14 protein-coding genes are annotated in these 18,766 nt (G+C 68.3%); 4 read left to right on the top strand and 10 right to left on the bottom strand.

Features of this window, described 5'->3' with window-relative positions; all coding sequences use genetic code 11:
* Positions 1-45: 45 nt before the first annotated feature.
* Genes V5F26_RS04910 through V5F26_RS04900 form a run of 3 tightly spaced genes read left to right on the top strand, consistent with a single transcriptional unit; the run spans position 46 to position 3,766 of the window.
* Positions 46-846, top strand: coding sequence for an enoyl-CoA hydratase/isomerase family protein (locus V5F26_RS04910; protein ID WP_394946836.1), 801 nt, complete (start codon positions 46-48; stop codon positions 844-846).
* Positions 843-2,849, top strand: a complete 2,007-nt coding sequence (locus V5F26_RS04905; protein WP_394946835.1) for an acetyl/propionyl/methylcrotonyl-CoA carboxylase subunit alpha — start codon at positions 843-845, stop codon at positions 2,847-2,849. Before V5F26_RS04910 ends, V5F26_RS04905 begins: the two co-directional genes overlap by 4 nt.
* Positions 2,849-3,766 carry a hydroxymethylglutaryl-CoA lyase gene (locus V5F26_RS04900; RefSeq protein ID WP_394947088.1) on the top strand — a complete coding sequence of 306 codons (918 nt, stop codon included), beginning with the start codon at positions 2,849-2,851 and terminating at the stop codon, positions 3,764-3,766. The genes V5F26_RS04905 and V5F26_RS04900 overlap by 1 nt, the downstream gene beginning before the upstream one ends.
* A 17-nt stretch (positions 3,767-3,783) precedes the next feature.
* On the opposite strand, the gene V5F26_RS04895 is transcribed toward V5F26_RS04900, so the two are convergent.
* From V5F26_RS04895 to tlpA, 5 genes are all read right to left on the bottom strand, one after another.
* On the bottom strand, positions 3,784-4,641 hold the full coding sequence (locus tag V5F26_RS04895; protein WP_394057391.1) for an alpha-amylase family protein: 858 nt from the start codon (positions 4,639-4,641) through the stop codon (positions 3,784-3,786).
* Between the two features lie 147 nt (positions 4,642-4,788).
* The gene (locus V5F26_RS04890; protein WP_394057393.1) at positions 4,789-6,903 is read right to left on the bottom strand and encodes a glycosyl transferase family protein; all 2,115 of its coding nucleotides are present in this window, start codon (positions 6,901-6,903) and stop codon (positions 4,789-4,791) included.
* A gap of 19 nt (positions 6,904-6,922) precedes the next feature.
* A complete protein-coding gene (locus V5F26_RS04885) occupies positions 6,923-9,076 on the bottom strand; it encodes a hypothetical protein (protein WP_394059739.1) in 2,154 nt (717 codons plus the stop codon).
* Positions 9,077-9,140: 64 nt separating this feature from the next.
* A complete protein-coding gene (wecB, locus tag V5F26_RS04880; RefSeq protein WP_394946834.1) occupies positions 9,141-10,340 on the bottom strand; it encodes a non-hydrolyzing UDP-N-acetylglucosamine 2-epimerase in 1,200 nt (399 codons plus the stop codon).
* A 324-nt stretch (positions 10,341-10,664) separates the two neighbouring features.
* Positions 10,665-11,477 carry a thiol:disulfide interchange protein TlpA gene (gene tlpA / locus V5F26_RS04875; RefSeq protein ID WP_394946833.1) on the bottom strand — a complete coding sequence of 271 codons (813 nt, stop codon included), beginning with the start codon at positions 11,475-11,477 and terminating at the stop codon, positions 10,665-10,667.
* Between the two features lie 15 nt (positions 11,478-11,492).
* On the opposite strand from tlpA, the gene argH reads away from it, so the two are divergent.
* Positions 11,493-12,878, top strand: a complete 1,386-nt coding sequence (argH, locus tag V5F26_RS04870) for an argininosuccinate lyase (protein WP_394057401.1) — start codon at positions 11,493-11,495, stop codon at positions 12,876-12,878.
* 522 nt (positions 12,879-13,400) lie between these two features.
* Here the strand turns inward: argH and V5F26_RS04865 are convergent.
* The 5 genes from V5F26_RS04865 to V5F26_RS04845 are packed head-to-tail and all read right to left on the bottom strand — an operon-like array spanning position 13,401 to position 18,620.
* On the bottom strand, positions 13,401-13,856 hold the full coding sequence (locus V5F26_RS04865) for a c-type cytochrome (protein WP_394057403.1): 456 nt from the start codon (positions 13,854-13,856) through the stop codon (positions 13,401-13,403).
* A gap of 57 nt (positions 13,857-13,913) precedes the next feature.
* Positions 13,914-14,720, bottom strand: coding sequence for a formylmethanofuran dehydrogenase subunit C (locus V5F26_RS04860; RefSeq protein ID WP_234053308.1), 807 nt, complete (start codon positions 14,718-14,720; stop codon positions 13,914-13,916).
* Positions 14,717-15,652, bottom strand: coding sequence for a formylmethanofuran--tetrahydromethanopterin N-formyltransferase (gene fhcD, locus V5F26_RS04855; RefSeq protein ID WP_394057405.1), 936 nt, complete (start codon positions 15,650-15,652; stop codon positions 14,717-14,719). Before fhcD ends, V5F26_RS04860 begins: the two co-directional genes overlap by 4 nt.
* Positions 15,649-17,316, bottom strand: a complete 1,668-nt coding sequence (locus tag V5F26_RS04850; RefSeq protein ID WP_394946832.1) for a formylmethanofuran dehydrogenase subunit A — start codon at positions 17,314-17,316, stop codon at positions 15,649-15,651. Before V5F26_RS04850 ends, fhcD begins: the two co-directional genes overlap by 4 nt.
* Positions 17,313-18,620 (bottom strand): formylmethanofuran dehydrogenase, encoded by a 1,308-nt coding sequence (locus V5F26_RS04845; RefSeq protein WP_394946831.1) that lies wholly within the window; start codon positions 18,618-18,620, stop codon positions 17,313-17,315. The genes V5F26_RS04850 and V5F26_RS04845 overlap by 4 nt, the downstream gene beginning before the upstream one ends.
* Between the last annotated feature and the right edge of the window lie 146 nt (positions 18,621-18,766).

Below are 18,766 nucleotides of genomic sequence, written 5' to 3'. Positions count from 1 at the left end.
AGCGGAGCGCTGTGAGGCCCGGCGTAACTTCTCCATGAGGATCCCATGAGTCTCCTCACCACCACGCAGGACGGCGTGCGCGTCCTCACCCTCAACCGGCCGGAGGTGCGCAATGCCTTCGACGATGCCCTCATCGCCGCCCTCACCGGCGCCTATGAGGAGGCCATCGCCGATCCCGCCGTGTGGGCCATTCTGCTGAAGGCGGAAGGCAAGAGCTTCTGCGCCGGCGGCGACCTCAACTGGATGCGCCGCATGGCCTCCTACTCCCACGGGGAGAATCTGGAGGATGCGAGGAAGCTCGCCGCGCTCATGCGCACCATCGACCTCTGCCCCAAGCCCACTTTGGTGCGGGTGCACGCTTCCGCCTTCGCCGGAGCCACCGGCCTCATCGCGGCGAGCGACATCGTGGTGGCGGTGCCGGAGGCGGAATTCGCGGTCACGGAAGTGCGCATTGGCCTCATCCCGGCGGTCATCAGCCCTTATCTGGTTCGGGCCATGGGCGCGCGGCAGGCGCGGCGCTATTTCCTCACGGCCGAGCGCTTCTCCGCCACCACCGCGCTAGCCTTGGGGCTGGTGCACGAAGTGGTGCCGGCCGAAGATCTCGATGCCGCCATCGCCCGCCACCTTTCGGCGCTGAAGGCCGCAAGCCCCGCCGCGCTCGGCGCCACCAAGGACCTGATCCGCGCCGTGGACCGCCCCGTGGACGACGAAGTGGTGGCCGACACCGCCCGCCGCATCGCCGACATCCGCGCCAGCGCCGACGGCAAGGAAGGCGTCTCGGCCTTCCTTGAAAAGAGAAAAGCACAGTGGGATCAGACCCATAACAGGAACGGGGAAACCTCATGAGCCGGCCGATCCGCACCCTGCTCGTCGCCAACCGGGGCGAGATCGCGGTCCGCGTCATGCGCACCGCCAAGGCCTTGGGGCTGAACACCGTGGCCGTCTATTCCCAGGCCGATGCCGACGCCCTCCATGTGGCGGTGGCGGACGAGGCCTATCCCATCGGCCCCGCCCCGGCGCGGGAAAGCTATCTGCGCATCGAGGCCATTCTGGATGCGGCCCGCAAGAGCGGCGCCGATGCCATCCATCCCGGCTATGGCTTTTTGTCCGAGAATGCGGAATTCGCGGACGCCTGCGAGAAAGCCGGCATCGTGTTCGTGGGGCCGCCGGCCTCCGCCATTCGCGCCATGGGCTCCAAGAGCGCGGCCAAGGCGCTCATGGAAAAAGCCGGCGTGCCGCTAGTGCCCGGCTATCATGGCGAGGACCAGGACCCCGCTTTGCTCGCCCGCGAAGCGGATCGCATCGGCTTTCCCGTGCTCATCAAGGCGTCCGCCGGCGGCGGCGGCAAGGGCATGAAGGTGGTGCGCGCGGCGGACGAGTTCCCCGAAGCCCTCGCCTCGGCAAAGCGCGAGGCCAAGAGCGCCTTCGGTGATGACCGGGTTCTGGTGGAAAAATACCTCACTACTCCGCGCCACATCGAGGTGCAGGTATTCGCCGACACCCATGGCAATGCCGTTTACCTGCATGAGCGCGACTGCTCCATCCAGCGTCGCCACCAGAAGGTGGTGGAGGAGGCCCCCGCCCCCGGCATGACGCCCGAGCGCCGGGCCGCCATGGGCCAGGCGGCGGTGGATGCGGCCAAGGCGGTGGGCTATGTGGGTGCCGGCACGGTGGAATTCATCGCCGAAGGCGACGCCTTCTATTTCATGGAGATGAATACCCGCCTCCAGGTGGAGCATCCGGTCACCGAGGCCATCACCGGCCAGGATCTGGTGGAGTGGCAGCTGCGGGTGGCCGAGGGCGCCCCCCTCCCCCTCTCCCAGAATGAGATCCCGCTGAAGGGCCACGCCATCGAGGTGCGCCTTTATGCGGAGGATCCGGCGCGGGACTTCCTGCCCCAGGTCGGCACCCTCGACCATCTGGTGCTGCCGGCCCATGTGCCGGGCACACGGGTCGATACCGGGGTGCGGGCGGGCGACACCGTATCCATCCATTACGATCCCATGATCGCGAAAATCATCGTGGCCGGCGCGGATCGCTCCGAGTCGGTGGGCCGGCTCCAGGCGGCGCTGGCGGCCACCGAAGTGGTGGGCCTGGCCACCAACCGGGTGTTCCTGAAGGCCATCGCCAGTCATCCGGCCTTCGCTGCGGCGGAGCTGGACACCAACTTCATCGCCCGCCATCAGGGCGACCTTCTCCCCGCCCCCCAGCCCGCGAGCGACGCGGTGCTGGCCCTGGCCACCCTCGCCATCCTGAAGGAGGAGGCGCGCCAGTCGGCGGAGGCAGTGGACGCGGCCGATCCCTGGTCGCCATGGGGCCGCGCGCCGGGCTGGCGACTCAATCGCGACGCCCATGTGGACCTCACCTTCCAGGACCCGCATCTGGAGGGCCGCACGGTGGTGCGCGCCCACTTCAAGGCCCATGGCTTCGCCCTGGACCTGCCCGGCGGCCACATGATGGTCGAGGGCGATGCCGACGCCGATGGGCGCCTCGAGGCGCGGCTCGACGGGGTGAAGCTTTCCGCCCGGGTAATCCGCACCGGCAACCTGCTCACCGTGTTCGCGCGCGGCGGGGAATTCCAGGTGGAATTCATCGATCCGCGCCTTGCCTCCCTCGCCGCCACCGGCACTGCCGGCCGGCTGGTGGCGCCCATGCCGGGCACCATCATCCGCATCGCGGTGGAAGCCGGCCAGGAGGTGGCCAAGGGCGCGCCCCTGGTGGTGGTCGAGGCCATGAAGATGGAACACACCGTCGCCGCCCCGCGCGACGGGCGTATCAAGGCCCTCAACTTCGCCGTGGGCGACCTGGTGGACGAGGGCGCCGAGCTGCTCGTGCTGGAGGACGCATGATGGCCCGCTCCTCATCCGTCCGCATCGTCGAGATGGGCCCGCGCGACGGGCTCCAGAACGAACCCGGAGTGGTGCCCCTCGAGGCCAAGGTGGCGCTCATCGACGCCCTGGCCGATGCGGGGCTCAAGGCCATTGAGGCCGGCTCGTTCGTCTCGCCCAAATGGGTGCCGCAAATGGCCGACACGGCCGATGTGCTCGCCCGCATCATACGGCGCGAGGGCGTGCGCTATCCGGTGCTCACGCCCAATCTGAAGGGGCTGGAGCTGGCGCTCGCGGCGGGAGTGGACGAGGTGGCGGTGTTCGCCGCCGCCTCAGAGGCGTTCAGCCAAAAGAACATCAATTGCTCCATCGCCGAGAGCCTGGCCCGCTTCGCCCCGGTGCTGGACCTGGCGCGGGCGCGCGGCGTCGCGGTGCGGGGCTATGTCAGCTGCGTGCTCGGCTGCCCCTATCAGGGCGAGGTGCCGGTGGCCAAGGTGGTGGAGGTGGCGGAAGCCCTCATGGCCATGGGCTGCTACGAGGTCTCCCTCGGCGACACCATCGGCGTGGGCACCCCAGACCGGGCCAAGGCCATGGCCAAGGCGGTGGCGGACCATATCGGCGTCACCCGCACGGCACTGCATTTTCACGACACCTATGGGCAGGCGCTGGCCAATGTGCTCGCCTGCCTCGATCTCGGCATCGCGACGGTGGATGCCTCGGTCGCAGGCCTCGGCGGCTGCCCCTATGCCAAGGGTGCTTCCGGCAACCTCGCCACCGAGGATCTGGTCTACATGCTGGATGGCCTGGGCGTGGAGACCGGGGTGGATCTCGACCGCCTCGCCGCCGCCGGGCGGGCCATCACCGCCGCGCTGGGGCGGGCTCCCACCTCCCGCGTGGCCCAGGCACTGGCCGCCAAGCTGCCCGCCGTCGGAAGCTGACGGCGGGCCGAGGGGACTCAGCGTCGCGTCAGCGCGTTGATGAGCTTGCGGTCGAGATAGGTCGGCGCCTCGAATACGAAAGTGTCGAGCCCGCGATAGGCCTCGATCTGCGGGCGGATCTCTTCCAGCGTGGCGGGGCGCATCTTGTCGCCGCCGGCGGGGCGGAAGGCCTCCAGGATCATGCGGAAGCGCTCTACACCGAGCTTGGCGATGAGCGCTTCCCCATATTGGCGGGCGGATTGGGGCGTGCGCATGTAGAGCCCCACCCCGTCCTGGAAGAACAGACCCACATCCTTGGGCAGCCAGCTGTCGATCCAGTCCGCGAACGGCGCCGCGCCGATATTGCTGTTGTCGTAGGCGCTCACCCACAACGGACGCGGCAAGGCGGAGAGCAGCGCCCCCATCTTGGGTGCATCGGCCCAGGTGGGGTCCGCTTCCACCGGGAAATAGTAGCCGGACGCGCGGAACGGCAGCGGCTTTTCCGCCACCCGGGCGGACAGGTCCACCAGCGCGGCCACGTTGCGCCGCGCCTCCGGCTCATTGGCGAGGCTCGCCAGCCCGACGATGATGGAGCGCGCCCAGGGCTCCCGGGAAATGCGCGTCCAGTTGGGCGGATCGGCGATGGTCTCGATGCCGAGGCCGGGAACGAAGGCGACGCCGTTCAACACGATCCATTGCAGCAGCAGGGAGCGCGCGCCCAGCCGTTCCCACTCCCCATAGGGATCGAGGGAGCCGGCATGAAGCTGCCAGACGATGCCGTCGATGAGCGCTTCCGGGGCCGCTTCCCGCTCTCGCAGCACGCGATCGATGCCCAGCAGGCCGAGCGCACCGACGGCGCCCGCCCCCACGATCAATGCGGTACGTCGATTGATCATCGCCCCCTTCTCCCTCCCCGCTCGCAGCCGCCGGGTCCGGCGCGCGGGCGCCCCTCACCAGAGCCGGCCGCCCGTTCACACGAAAGCGGCGACCGGAGGCCGGCCGCCGCTGTTTGCTCTCGTAACGGCCCGCCCGGGGCCGCGATGTCAGGCCGGAACCAGCATCAGGCGGCGCTGCTGCTCCTTCATGGTCTCCGCCAGCGCCTCGGGCGTCACGATTCCGCAACGCACGAGGTACTCGCCGATGCGGCCGTCCACGTCGGGGCGATAGTGCTCCATGGCCGCCTCGAACGCTTCGCGCTGCATGAGCCCCTTCTCGAGCAGGAGATCGCCGAGCAGAGGCGGCGACTGTGCCCCCTCGAAGCCCCGGCCGGTGCCACGCACGAGGCGCAGGCCGTCATTGATCTCGCTCTCGCGGGCGACACGCTGCACCGGCAGGTCGCCGATGGCGACGCGCACGTCCTCCAGCGCCTTGTCGGTAAGGGGCGAGGACACCGCCACCACCAGGCGGCCGGCCTCGTCCCGCCCCACCGGGATCACCCGGTAGCGCACCATCAAGTCCACCGGCAGCAGATCGTGGAACTCCCGGACCATGTCTTCGGTGACATGGGTCCGCGGCATGTTGGACTGGTAGGCGATGGCTTCCGCCAGCGTCTCGTCGTCCAGCCAGCCCTTGGAGACCAGGATGCGGCCGAGGGGCTGCTGCTGGCCCTTCTGCAGCGCCAGCGCCTCTTCCAGGTGCTCGGGGAGCACCGCCTGCCACACCATCAGCAGCTCGCCCAGCCGCTGGCGGCGGTGGGCGAAGGCATCGTTCTCCGGGAAGTCGTGCATGGTCTTGTCCCAGACGATGCGCCGACCGAGGAAGATGTGCCCCAGGAACAGCTTCCAGGCCCTCAAGGTGGCCGCGAAGTTCACGAAGTTGCCCATCACCACGCGGGGGATGGACATCAGCCCCTGCTCCCAGCCGTAAATAGCCGAGACGAAGTGGAAGCGCTGGATCAGACGCAATGCGAACGCCACCGCATTGGCCACCAGCACCATCAGCAGCCAGCCTTCGGTCGCGAGGATGGAAGGATAGCGTTCCGGGATGATGCCGAGTTCGCGGCCGAAATAGATCAGCAGGAACATCACCGCCAGAACATAGGCGATCACCGTCACGATGGACGTGATGATGCCCTTGCGATCGCGCATCAGGAAGTATTTGGACGCAAGGGAGCCCTGCCAGCCGCGGTGCTGCCAGCCCTGAAACGCGATGCCCAGCGCCCATCGGGCCTTCTGCCGGTAAGAGGTGCGGAAGGTGTCCGGAAAGAACTCGCGCACGCACAGGGGCATCGAGAGGCGGATCTCCTTGTCGTGGCCGAAGCCGAAGAGGGTCTCGCGCTTCACCCGGTATTCCACAGGGAACCGGGCGATGATGGCCTGCATGTGCGCCTCTTTCAGGCGCGCGCTGATGTCATAGTCCTCGGTGAGGCTCGCGGTGTTGAACACCTCGCCCTCGTCGTGGGACCGCAGATGCAGCACCGCCCGGCGGGAGAAGCAGGTGCCCACGCCCGCCGACGGCACTTCGCCCGCCACGCTCTCGCGGACCACGAGGTCCTTGGCGTGCCATTCGGCGAACTCGTCCATGTAGATGCCGGCCACCATTTCCGACCAGTGGCGTTCCAGCGACACCACCGGCACCTGGATCAGGTCCTTGCGCGGCAGGAGATAGTTGAAGAAGCGCAGCTCCAGGGGATGCAGCACGTCCTCGCTGTCATGCAGGATGAAGCCGGCGAACTCGGTGCCGCTCATCTGCTCGTGCTGGAAGATGGCGCGCACCACCGTGTTCAGGCAGTCCGCCTTGTTGGTGGGGCCGGCATTGCGCAGCTCCACCCGCACCAGCTGCTTGTAGCGCCGGCGCATGCGCTCCACTTCCGAAATGGTGGCGGGATCGTTGGGATAGGTCCCAACGAAGATCATGTAGCGCCGGTAATCGAGAGTGCTCACCAGATTCTCGATCATGGCGGCGATCACGTCCGATTCCTGCCAGGCCGGGATCATGATGGCGAGCGGCTGCTCGTCCTTCTGATACAGGGCCTGGGCCGACAGCGGGCGAATGAACGGCTCGATGGCGAACCGCCGGTACACCCGCCGCGTCCAGTACCACGCATCGACGAACAGGTCGTCGATGGAGGAGAGCAGGATCAGGACCGCCACCACCGCCGACGCATACTCCACGAGGAGGATGAAGTCGGCGAGCAGGTAGGGCCAGTAGAGAGACATCGCGGCAATCCCCCGATGCTCAGTTGCCCCGGCGACGCACGTAGGACGCGCGCATCAGCAGCAGGAAGAACAGTGCGGCGGCACCCACGCCCAGGGGCAGGCCCCATTCGGCGGAGTTCTGCCACAGGCGCTGCAGGGTGGCCACGGCGCCCTCGGTCTCGGTGACGCGCACGGTGCCGGCCTCGGCGCCCGAGGCGGACAGCTCGATGAGGGTGCCGTCCACGCCCACGATGGCCACGTCGCCGCGCGACAGGCGCACCGCCTTGCGGGGCGTCATGGGCGTCGGGCCGATGGACTGCCACAGGATGCCGCGGCTGCCTTCGGCGCGCACGGCCTGCACCAGGGCCACGTTCTTGAGGCCGGTGATGTCGAGGATGCGGGCGCTCTCATTGCTGCCGACGATCACGCGGTCGCCTTCCACCTTCGCCTTCAGGTCGGCGCCCTGGGCGGGCACGTCGAGGGCGAGGAAGGAGCCGGTGACGCGGAACGGCACGCCGGTGGGGCTGACTTCCAGGGTGCTGGAGGTGCCGGCCGGCACGCCCGCCGCCGCCGCGGCGCGCACCACGCGCACCACGCTGGAGCTGGCGGTCGCCAGATAATTGTCCGGCACCACCACGCGGCCGCCGCCGGACATGGCCGAGATCACGCCCAGGAAGTCGGCGCCGGAGACGGAACCACCGAGCTCGAGATTGGACGAGGGCAGCACCTGCACCGGGAACGCCTGGGGCGTCTCGCGGCAACGGTCGGAAACCGGCTGGCGCTGGAAGGTCACGCGCAGGGCGTTGGTGGCCCCGAGCGCATAGGTCGGGATCGCCGCCGAGAGGTGCTCGGGACGGCCATTGGCGTCGAGGCGCTTGGCCGCGAGCAGGACGTCATTGAGGAACACGGCCACCACCGGATCGGTGGTGGAAGCGCCGGGCGCGGCCGCCACGTCCAAGTTCAGGCGGCTCGGCAGCGAGGCGCCTGCGGTGGCCGAGGCAAGGTCGAAATTCACCGTCCAGTCGCCACGGGCCAGCACGTCGAGATTGCCGGCGGCATTGCCGAAGGTCGAGAGCGGAATGGAATCACGTGGGGTCGGCTGGGCGTCCACCGAGCGCACGGTGACGGTGCCAGCGGAGATGGAGCCGCGCCAGAAGCTGTCGAACAGCTGCGCCGCCTTGGGGCCGGCGCTGGGGCCGACCGCGATCACCGGACGGCCGGCGAGGGTCTGCAGGCTCAGCTCGTCATTGGCCACGACCGCGCCGCCGAGGCTCGCCGCCTTGCTGCGCCATTCGTTGAACAGCGCCATGTTGGGGCCACCCAGCCGGGCCGCGAGGGCCTCGAGGGCGCTGCGCACCTGGCTGAGCAAAGTGGGATCGGCCACCACGATGTCCGCGCCGAGGGGCGAGGATGGCAGCAGCAGCAGCGCGCCCACTTCCGCAAGATCGCGGATGCGATAGGTGTTGGCGCCCACGAAGTTGGAGAACGGAGCCACCACCCGCAGGGAATCCGGCACGTCGAGGCCGGACACGTCCACCTCGTCGCCCAGATTGGGCAGGGTCTTCACCTTGATGCGCTTGCCGGCGGTCTCCACCGCAAGGCCGAGCCGCCAGGCGGTATCGAAGCTCTCCTTGGCCAGGGTGCCGCCCGCCACCAGCACCGATCCGGTGCCGGGCATGGCGCTCCAGGCCGTGGACAGGTCGTGCACGTGGCTCGCGTCATAGGAATAGACGAAGCGGCTGGTGGGCATCAGCTTCAGCACGTTGCCGATAGCCCGCTCGTCGGCGCACAGATCCTGGCTGACCACCGACGACCAGGCGACGCCGAAGCGCATGAAGCCGGTGGGACGCGGCGTCCCGGGCACGTCGATGGTGGTGTTGACGCTGCCGTTCTCACCTTCCAGCTGGCGGGAGAACAACGGGTTGCCGTCCACCGACACCACCATCGTGGTACGACCCCCGTCGCCACGCAGATAGTCGGCATTCACCATGAAATGGGGATTGCTGAGCGGAACGCCCGCCGGCACCGGGATGTAGAGATCGCGCCGCGCATCCATCCCCTGGAACACGACGGGAGCATCCACGCCCAGGTCCGTCAGCGTCACCTCGCGGGTGATGAGACGGTCCTGGATGCGCTCCTGAAGGGCAGAGGCTAAGGGATCTGCGGATTGTGCAAAGGCCGATGTCGCGAGCAAGGTCAGGGCGACCAAGCCGGCCGGAATTGCGCAAGCCGCGCGACGTGCGGGATGAGGTGTCATGTCAATCTCTCACGATGGCGGTTGAATGCGGACGCTCGGCCCGGGGGCTTTGCGACAGCGACGAAATCTCGGGCGAAAACTCCGTGACGGATCGCCCGCAGATGCGGTCCACGATGCGGCGGCAGGCCTTGCCGTCGCCGTAGGGGTTGATGCGGTTGGCGAAGCGCGCATAGGCGCCAGCGTCGTCGAGCAGGGCGGCCACCGCATCCACGATGGCGTTCCGGCGCGTGCCCACGAGCTGCACCGTGCCGGCCTCCACGGCCTCCGGACGCTCGGTGACGTCGCGCATGACCAGCACCGGCTTGCCGAGCGCCGGCGCCTCCTCCTGCACACCGCCGGAATCGGTCAGCACCAGGTCGGCGCGCTGCATCAGGCGCTGGAACGGCAGATAGTCGAGGGGGGCCACCAGGTGCACGTTGGGCCGGCCCGCGAGGGACTCGTGCACCGGGCCGCGCACATTGGGATTGAGGTGGACGGGATAGACGATCTCCACGTCGGATCGGGTGGAAAGGTCCGCCAGCGCCCGGCAGATATTCTGGAAACCGTCGCCGAAATTCTCCCGGCGATGGCCGGTGACGAGGATGATGCGCTTGCCGGGGTCGAGCATGGCGAGCGGCGCGTCGAGCTCAGCCGCGAGGGCGGGATCCGCCGCAATGCGCGCCTGGGTCGCCTGGAGCGCGTCGATGACCGTGTTACCGGTGACGAGAATCTCGCCCTCGAGCCGCTCATTCTCCAGATTGGCGCGCGAACGGCCGGTGGGCGCGAACAGAAGGTCGCTCACCACATCCACCACGCGGCGGTTCATCTCCTCGGGAAAAGGCTGGTCGAGGTGATAGGTGCGCAGGCCCGCTTCCACATGGCCCACCGGAATGCGGCGGTGGAAGGCGGCGAGGCTGGCGGCCATGGCGGTGGTGGTGTCGCCGTGCACCAGCACGCGATCGGGCTTCACCTCATCAAGGACGGGATCGAGGGCGGCCAGCGCGGCCGAGGCCAGAGCGTTCAGCCCCTGATTCTGCGCCATCAGCTTCAGATCGAAATCGGGACGGATGTCGAACAGGCGCAGCACCTGGTCCAGCATCTCCCGATGCTGGCCAGTCACGCAGACAAGCGAGGTCAGGCCCGCTTCGCACGCCAGCGCCTGCACCAGCGGGGCCATCTTGATCGCTTCGGGCCGCGTGCCGAAAATGGACAGAATCTTCAAAGGACCGCACCGCTGATTCGAGGGGGGCCAGGAACCAGACACCGGGATGTCAAGACCTAGATACCCACCTTCTTGTGTGTCGCTAAAAGCCCCGTGACGCAAGCAAAGCCTGAATCTATGGCTAATATCGCACTATACCGGATTACCATTATGGCGGCCGGTCTCTCACGTTGACACGAGCGGTTCTGCCGAAGCCTTAAAGCGAGCGTAGGTATTTCCCTAACGGCAAATTAAGGCTTATCAAAGGTTTACGACGCGCGGCCGCGCCGCCATTCCCGCGGGATGTGGCGCGCACGTTCACAACTTCGAAAACAAGAAGGCAGCTTAGCCGTGTGGTGCCGCTCCGGCGCCGGTGGCGGCCTTCACAAGGGCCTGGGCATCCGCGCCGCCCCAGGCCGCGGGCCCCGCCAGAAAGCCCAGCTCGCAGCCCTCCCGGTCCACCAGCAACGTGGTGGGCAGGCCGAAGCCACGGCCCACCGCGCGCAGCGCCTGGAAGCTCTGCCCCTTGGGATCGGCGAAATTGGTCAGGTGCGAAACCCCGATCTCTTTCAGGAAGGCGGCCGGCTTATCGGGGTCGCGCGTATCGAGATTGATGGCCACCACCTGGAAGTCTGGCCCGCCAAGGGCGCCTTCCAGGTGATCCAGCTCCGGCATTTCCTTGCGGCAGGGCACGCACCAGGTGGCCCACAGATTGACCAGCAGCACCCGCCCCTTGAAATCGGCGAGCGTCACCGGCTTTCCGGCGGCATCCTGAAACGACAGGTTGGGCAAGGCCTTGGGTGCCGTGGCGAGCTTGAGCGCGGCAATGTCCCCCTTGGCGAACGGCTCCAGAGCCTTCGCCCTGGCCACGGAGGCCGCGCACGCGCCGTCACCGCCTGTGGCCACCGGGGCAACCCCAGGGGCGGAAGATGTCGTTGTCGTTTCGTGCTGCGAAACATTGCCGGAAAGGCGGTTCATCCCGTATACGGCGAGCGCGCCGATGGTGGCGCCGATCACCACGCCCAGGGCCACTTGGGCGATGGTGGGGTTCAAAGACACGTGCCGCTTGCCGCGGCGTTCGCCGCCTTCCAAATCGTCCCATGCCCCGGCCCGGTGCTTGGGATCGGTCTGCGGGCGCGGCTGTTCGGAATTGGTCATCACCGGAGGTCCGTCATGAGCAACAAGATGTGGGGCGGGCGGTTCACCTCCGCTCCCGACGCCATCATGGAGGAGATCAACGCCTCCATCGGCTTCGATCAACGTCTTTACGCGCAGGACATCGCCGGCTCCAAGGCCCATGCGGCCATGCTGGCCGCCCAGGGCATCATCGCGCCCGAAGATGCCCAGAAGATCCAGGACGGTCTAGACACGATCCTGTCAGAGATTGAAGCGGGGCGCTTTACCTTCCGCCGCGAGCTCGAAGACATCCACATGAACGTGGAATCGCGCCTCGCCGAGCTGATCGGCGCCTCCGCCGGGCGGCTCCACACCGCCCGCTCGCGCAATGATCAGGTGGCCACGGACTTCCGCCTCTATGTGCGCGACACCATCGACGCCCTCGACGCCCAGCTCGCCGATCTGCAGAAGGCGCTGGCCGAGAAGGCGCTGGCCAATGCGGCGACGGTGATGCCCGGCTTCACCCATCTGCAGACCGCCCAGCCCGTCACCTTCGGCCACCATCTCATGGCCTATGTGGAGATGACGGCGCGCGATCGCTCCCGCCTGAAGGATGCCCGCGCCCGCCTCAACGAGTGCCCGCTGGGCTCGGCGGCGCTGGCCGGCACCTCCTTCCCCATCGACCGGGAGGCCACCGCCTCCGCGCTCGGCTTCGCCCGGCCGACCGCCAACTCGCTGGACGCCGTCTCCGACCGCGACTTCGTGATGGAGACCCTTTCGGCCGCCTCCATCTGCGCCGTGCACCTCTCGCGCTTTGCGGAAGAGGTGGTGATCTGGACGTCGCCGTCCTTCGGCCTGGTGAAGCTCTCCGACGCGTTCACCACCGGCTCGTCCATCATGCCGCAGAAGCGCAATCCCGACGCCGCCGAGCTGGTGCGCGCCAAGGCGGGGCGCATCATCGGCGCGCTCACCGGCATCCTGGTGGTCATGAAGGGCCTGCCTTTGGCCTATGCCAAGGACATGCAGGAAGACAAGGAAGGCGCCTTCGACGCCCTATCCGCCCTCTCCCTCGTCGTCGCCGCCAGCGCCGGCATGGTGCGTGACCTCACGCCCGATGCCGAGCGCATGAAGGCGGCCGCCGGCCAGGGCTATTCCACCGCCACGGATCTTGCCGACTGGCTGGTGCGTGCCCTCAATATCCCCTTCCGCGAGGCGCACCACATCACCGGGCGCATCGTCGGCATCGCCGCCGAGAAGGGGCTGGCCCTCGAAGACGTGCCACTGGCCGACATGAAGGCGGTCGATGCGCGCATCAATGACGACGTCTATTCCGTGCTGTCGGTTGAATGCTCGGTGAACAGCCGCGTCAGCTATGGCGGCACGGCTCCCAGCCAGGTGCGCACCCAGGCTGAGCGCTGGCTGAAGCTGCTCAACGGGGAATGAGCCGCGCCGGTGGCGGCATCGCCCGGTGAAGAGGCGTGGTTAAGAATGTGTTTCACATGAAACACATGCCGCCTCGGCCGAGCTGCACGGAGACAAAGAAAGGGCGGCGAAATGAAGATTTCGCCGCCTGAGTTTTTCACGCGACACCCCCGTGCCGCGTGGGCATTTCACCCGGTGCGCATCTTTGAGCCATAAGGCCGCAGCGCAGGGATCGGCGCTTTCAGCACGCCGCCCGGCAGCCGCGCGCGGCCGGAGCGGTTTCAGGCAAGGCGGACACCGGTTTGCGTGAAGAACACGCAAAGCTTCGATGATCCAGGGCATCTCCCTGTTTCATGACAAAGGCGAGCGCCCCAACGCCCGGCAAAGGCCGCCGGCAGCAGCAGCAGGAGCGCGCCGGCAGGCCGGTTCCCTTCGGCCGCGACGCCGCCGCTTCTCATCGCGAAGCAGACGGCGCCCGCCCATATCGCTCCACCCGGAACCCCGCTCCAGGCAGAATCCATGCGCGCGCGGGAGCGTCAGACCCTACTTCTTCTCGCCTTCCGCATTGTATTGGGCGAGGAAGGCGATCAGGTTCGCGCGCTCTTCGGCGCTCTTGACACCGGCGAAGGCCATCTTGGTCTTCGGCGCGAGGGTCTTCGGGTTGGTCACCCATTCCTCGAGCAGGGCGGGTTCCCACACCTTGCCGGCGGTGGCGCCTTCCTTGATCTCTTCCGAATAGGGATAGCCGGCGAAATGGGCCCAGTGGGCGCCCACGATGCCGTTCAGCGGCGGGCCGACCTTGGTCTTGGCGCCCGGGCCGATGGCGTGGCAGGCCATGCACTTCTTGAAAACGACGGCACCCTTCTCCGGGTCACCCGCCACCGCGACCGGAGCGGCGGACGCCACCTCGGTCTTGGCCGCGGTGGCCGGCGCCTCTTCGGCCGCGGCCGCACCGGTGAGGGCGAGCAGGGCCAGGGTACTCGCAACCAGAACTCTCATCAGGCTTCCTCCTTTGGGCCGGCTTTCCGCCGACTCGTATTGTGTGTGCGCCGCCGCTCACTGCAGCAGCAGGATTTCCCCCTCACCGCCCACCAGGCGATTGCCCGCGAGCCGTTGCGCGCGGCCGGAAAGGCCGCCGCCGAACAGGTCCGCCAGGGCCGGCACGCGCCGCGCCAGAAGCAGCAGCGCCACCAGATCGTGGCTTCCGGTATCCACGAATCCCGGAGCCGGCGGCTCCGGCGTCTGGGCCAAAATCAGCGTGCCGCGGCGCATGCCACGCCCGGCGTCCGGCCCCAGCCGGCCGGCCACAGCGATGGTGCCCGCGATGAGGTCGTTGGCGGCGCCCGCTCCGGCATTTCCACCCACGAGCACGAGCCCGCCGCGCAGCCGTTCGCCGAGGCCCGCCCCGACATCGCCGGCCACCGAAACCATGCCCCCGCGCATGCCGAGCCGCTCGCCCGGCAAGGCGCAGCCCAGCCGCGCGCCGGCCGCACCCGAAACCTCGATTCGCCCGCCCGTGAGGCCGGCGGCCAGGCTCTCGCCCGCATCGCCCCGCACCACCAGCCGGCCACCGGACATGCGCGCGCCAGCGAGCACGCCCACCGGGCCTTCAACCAGGATCTCGCCATCGGCAAGATCCGCCGCCACGAAGTCGAGACGCGGATCGCCGCTGACCACCAGGGCTTCCGAGGCGGCTTCGCTCACCTCGAACAGGTCGCCCAGCAACACCCGCCGGGTGCCGAGCAGCACCTCCTTGCGCGCCACGCCATCCAGGCCGAGACCCGCCAGCGCCGCCGGCGTGACGCCCGAGAAATCAAGCCGCGCCTCCAAGGGGGCCGTAAGCTTCAGACGATAGCCGGTCATGCCAAATCCCCCGAGCTGGCCGTGCCGCCCGCGCTCGCCATCAGCTCGCGGAGCTTGAAATGGAAAGGCCCAAGATTGCCGCCATAATTGCCGGCATCGATGGCCACCACCCCCGCATCGGCGCCCAGCTCGCACACGGCGGCGATGCCGGCGCGCATGCTGTCGGCCACTTCCTTCTCGCCGAGGCCGTCAATGACGATCTCCATGACGCTCCCCACCTCCGGCGGTAGGGCGGAGGGCACCACCCCGCGCAGGGTCGGGCAATAGGCATCGTTGGTGGAGGCAATGAGGCCCGCATATTTGGAGCCCACCTTCGAGCCCGAGCGCACCACGCCGCCGGGGAAGGGCATCACCGCGCCTTCCACCTGCCCCATGGCGTCCACCGCCGCCTCGGCCGCGGCCAGCGCCGCCGCACGGCTGCGGGCCAGGATCAGGAAATTGCCGCCGCCCACTGCGGAGGTGACGGAGCCGGAGATTTCGTCGCAGACGAACTCGCCCTCCATCACTGGCACGCGCCAGATGCGCTGGTCGCCGATCTTCTTGGCCATCTGGTGCCCGTCCGCAAAATAGCGCAGGGCCCGGCCGAGCGGGATGGCCGGCCCGCCCTCCAGCCCCGCATAGCAGGCGGAGGTGGGCGAGGTGAGCACGCATTGGCCGACCCGGAGCGGCACCACCTTCTTCAGGTCCTTCAAGGACATGGCGAAGATGAGAACGCTCACGCCCGGCCGCCCGTCAGGGGTCTCGCTGGGGGCCAGCTCGCGCTCGATGGCGGCCTCGCAGCCGCAGCCGATGACCGAGGTGGCGAACCCGGTCATGCTGGCAGCGGCCGTGCGCGCCCAACGCGGCGTGTCGGCGGTGATGATGAGGCGGGTGCCCGCCATGGGGAAGGCTTCCGCGAAGCTTTCGCGGATTTCGACGCCGTTGAGGATCATCGTGAGGTCTCCGGCGTGCTTTCCACCACCTCGGGGCCCTCGCCGCCGCGAATCTCGTGGTCGGCGATCTGGTAGTGCTTGGACTTCATGCCCACCGCCTCGTCGAACCAGCGCTCCAGGCGCTTGTCCATCAGCGGATCGGACGGGGGATGAACGGCGAAGGTGCGGCCCTTCTTGAGCGCCACAACGGCACCGTCGCGGACCACGATGTCGCCATCCTTCAGCACCAGGCGCGGGGTGGCGAACATCGCCTCGCGGTCGTTGTCCTCCCGGTAGAGCACCACGTCGGCGCGGGCGCCGGCGCCGAGATGGCCGCGATCCTTCAGGCCCAGGGTGCGGGCGGGCGCCGCGCGGGTCATGATGGCGATCTCTTCCAGCGTGTATTCGCGGGAGATTTCGGCCAGGCGCGTGTGGGAGCGGGCCGCCTTGTGGATGCGCTCCAGCTGCGCATCACGGAACGGCTTGTCCATCAGGAGCCGGATCAGGTGGGGATAGGAGGTGAACGGCCCACCATTGGGATGGTCGGTGGTGAGGTAGACCCGCCAGGGGTCCTCCACCAGCAGGAACAGCTCCAACCCGATGGCCCATTGCAGCGCGTTCACGAACGAGGTGTCGCGATAGGCGAACGGCACCACGCCGCAGCCGGCATCCATCTCGATATCCATGCCGATCCACTTCTTGGGATCGGCGATGCCGTGGTTGCGGTACTGGGACATCAGATCGCCCGAGACGGTCACCGTCTGGCCGAACATGATCTGGCCCACATCGATGGAGATGTGCGGGTTGGCGTTCACCGCCTCCGCGATCTCCACCGCGCCGGAGGAGAATTTGCGGTCGCCCTCCGTGCCATAGGAATGGAACTGGATGTGGGTGAGGTGGAGCGGCCAGCCCTCGGTGGCGCCGATGGTGGCGAGCGTGGTCTTCACATTGCCCGGCACACCCAGATTGCAGCCGTGCAGATGGATGGGATGGGGCACGCCCAGTTCCGTCACCGCCCGCTGCAGGGTGTTGAGGATGCGGCGCGGGGTGAGGCCGTAATGGGGCCCCTCCTCGTCGAAATCGAGCATCCGGCCGTTGAACTTGAAGGCGTTGATGCCGCCCGGATTGACGATCTTGATGGCGCAGCACTGAGTGGCCTTGAGCATCCAGGCCACATAATCGTTCACCGCCTGCTGGCCTTCGCCCTGCGCGATCATGCGGAGCAGGAAGTCGTCATTGCCCAGCACCAGGAAACCGCCGGTGTCGAGGTTGGGAATGTCCGCCATCTCCAGATGGGCGTGGCGGGCATTGGCCCCCACCATCGCCGGCTCAAACGCGGCGGTGTAGCCCATTTCCGAATAGCGGCAGCCGGTGGCATGGGTGGTGGGTGCCACCCGGCCGCCGCCACAGCCGCACATGACGCCACCGAACGGCTCGGGAAACTTCGCCCGGTCCTCGTTCATCAGCAGGCGGCCGAGATTCACCTTGCCGCCGGCAATGTGGGAGTGGAGATCGATGCCGCCCGCCAGCACCACGCAGCCGGACGCATTGATGACGTCGTCGCTGGACTTGGCCGGGCCTTCCGCGGCCACGATGCGGCCGTCCTCGATGACGATGTCGCGGATGACGTCCACGACGCCGTTGGCGGGGTCGAACACCCGCCCGCCGGTAATGCGCGTGGTCATGCCGCCCTCCTGAGGCTTTCGAGAATGGCCGAGGCCGCGTCAGCAAGGCTCGGCAGCTCCGCCGCGCGCAGCGCCTCCAGCGGCAGGCACACCACGGAATCCATGCGGAACACCTGGCCGGCATGGTCCACGCCGGGCGTGCCAACCGGGATGAACACATCGGGCTCGCGGGCGAACACCGTGTCGGGATGGGCGAGAGCGATCACCGGGCCGCGCCCGAACTCTGGCGGCGCATCGGGCCGGAAGCTTGAGGCGTGCAGCACCAGATCCGCATCCTTGAGCGCGGCGGCGGTAGAATAAAGCTCCGGCACATGGCGCGAAACCCCGCCGCCCACGACGGTGCGCAGCGGATAGCCGAAGCGCCACAGCGCCATCTGATGGGCGCCGGTGATGTTGTCGCGTCCACCCAGGGGAAACACCACGGAACGGGTGGTCACGCTCAGCGCATCCACCATTGCGGCGGCGGATTCCGCCACGCTGGCGGTGTCGCGCGGGCTCAGCGTCGCGGCGTTCCACACGAAAACCGAATAGCGGGCGGCCTTGAGCGCCTCGGCCAGGGCCTTCAGCCCCTCCCTCACCGCCCCTTCAAGGGCGGGAATGCCGGCAATATCTCGTCCGGCGACGAGGGCCGCCAGCCCGCGGGCGGCCAGCGCCACCTCGGCCGGGGGCACCACGACTTCCGTGAGCTCATGGCGCGCCAGGGTCCGGCGGGTGGCGTCCGACAGAATGTCGCCGACGATGGCCACCCGGCGCGCGCCCTCCACGAACAGCGGCGCGGCCCCGGCCTCTCCGCCAGCCGGAGCGGCGCGGTCGAAGAAGCGATGATAGCTGAGATCGGGATCGGCGCCGAACACCACCATCAGGTCGCAGTGGTTGCGCACCTCGGCGAGGGTCGAGCTGATCCAGCCGCGGCGCGACAGGCGCTCCAGATTGGCGAACAGCCCCTCGGACGCGGCATGGTCGAAGCTGGCACCGGCGGTCACGGCGAGATCGAACAGGCCGCGCAGGCCGTCCAGATCGGCACCAAGGCCGGTGATGGCGGTCGCCTGGCTCGCCTTGAGCAGCCGCGCGGCGGCCTCCGCCGCTTCGGCAAGGCTCGCCTCGCGCCCCTGGATGCGGGGCGCGGGCGGCGCGGCATCGGTACGGGCCAGGAGGCGGCCGGCCTCGGCACAGGCTTTCACGGGGCGAATGGATCGCCCGCGGACAGCCACTTCCAGATCGTCACAGCCGAGCCCGCAGAATGCGCAGACCACGTCCGTCACGATGCGCTCCGCGCCGTCGCGGGTCACGTCGTCACTTGTCATGATGTCACCGTGCGAACAGCGCGAGGGAGGCCGGGCAGCACGCGGCGGCACCGGCTCCATGCGGAGGCTCTTGGCGAAGGAGTGCTGTGAAAACAGCGAGGCAATCATCGGCCATGGCACTGCCTTGGATGGGAGAAGAGGACCCG

It is taken from the genome of Xanthobacter variabilis (genome assembly GCF_043831965.2).
Classification (GTDB): Bacteria; Pseudomonadota; Alphaproteobacteria; order Rhizobiales; family Xanthobacteraceae; genus Xanthobacter.
This window is presented reverse-complemented; position numbering and strand designations above follow the sequence as displayed.

Excerpts from the sequence above, each read along its gene's own strand:
- V5F26_RS04910 (WP_394946836.1), top strand. The coding sequence starts at position 46 with ATGAGTCTCCTCACCACCACGCAGGACGGCGTGCGCGTCCTCACCCTC.
- V5F26_RS04905 (WP_394946835.1), top strand. The coding sequence starts at position 843 with ATGAGCCGGCCGATCCGCACCCTGCTCGTCGCCAACCGGGGCGAGATC.
- V5F26_RS04900 (WP_394947088.1), top strand. The coding sequence starts at position 2,849 with ATGGCCCGCTCCTCATCCGTCCGCATCGTCGAGATGGGCCCGCGCGAC.
- V5F26_RS04895 (WP_394057391.1), bottom strand. The coding sequence starts at position 4,641 with ATGATCAATCGACGTACCGCATTGATCGTGGGGGCGGGCGCCGTCGGT.
- V5F26_RS04890 (WP_394057393.1), bottom strand. The coding sequence starts at position 6,903 with ATGTCTCTCTACTGGCCCTACCTGCTCGCCGACTTCATCCTCCTCGTG.
- tlpA (WP_394946833.1), bottom strand. The coding sequence starts at position 11,477 with ATGACCAATTCCGAACAGCCGCGCCCGCAGACCGATCCCAAGCACCGG.
- argH (WP_394057401.1), top strand. The coding sequence starts at position 11,493 with ATGAGCAACAAGATGTGGGGCGGGCGGTTCACCTCCGCTCCCGACGCC.
- V5F26_RS04865 (WP_394057403.1), bottom strand. The coding sequence starts at position 13,856 with ATGAGAGTTCTGGTTGCGAGTACCCTGGCCCTGCTCGCCCTCACCGGT.
- V5F26_RS04860 (WP_234053308.1), bottom strand. The coding sequence starts at position 14,720 with ATGACCGGCTATCGTCTGAAGCTTACGGCCCCCTTGGAGGCGCGGCTT.
- fhcD (WP_394057405.1), bottom strand. The coding sequence starts at position 15,652 with ATGATCCTCAACGGCGTCGAAATCCGCGAAAGCTTCGCGGAAGCCTTC.
- V5F26_RS04850 (WP_394946832.1), bottom strand. The coding sequence starts at position 17,316 with ATGACCACGCGCATTACCGGCGGGCGGGTGTTCGACCCCGCCAACGGC.
- V5F26_RS04845 (WP_394946831.1), bottom strand. The coding sequence starts at position 18,620 with ATGACAAGTGACGACGTGACCCGCGACGGCGCGGAGCGCATCGTGACG.